Origin of the sequence: Psychroserpens mesophilus, assembly GCF_050617655.1 — a bacterium.
Lineage (GTDB): Bacteria > Bacteroidota > Bacteroidia > Flavobacteriales > Flavobacteriaceae > Psychroserpens > Psychroserpens mesophilus_A.
The window spans coordinates 1-245 of record NZ_JBODQC010000412.1; the positions used below are offsets into that span (position 1 = coordinate 1).

General features: G+C 62.9%; 1 protein-coding gene. It reads right to left on the reverse strand.

What is annotated here, in order from left to right; genetic code table 11:
* Positions 1–245: hypothetical protein (locus ACRHNM_RS17820; protein ID WP_431137976.1), on the reverse strand; the 245-nt coding region annotated here is incomplete at both ends.

Below are 245 nucleotides of genomic sequence, written 5' to 3' on the forward strand. Positions count from 1 at the left end.
CTCGAATTGAAGTAGCGGTGGCTCAGCTCCAGGCGTTGGTCCGGGTTGGGCGTCCAGGTGAATTTAAGCAGTGCGGATTCGTTGTCGGTATGTGTGGTGAGCACTTCATCGCCCGGATGGAAGAGCTTGGACACCGCCTGGCTGGACATGCCGGTACCGCCGCTGGACAGGTGCTGGTTGTCGTAGCGATGCGCACCGTTGCTGCCGGCGAAGAAGTTGCCCTGGCGGCGCCGCGCATAGGCCGC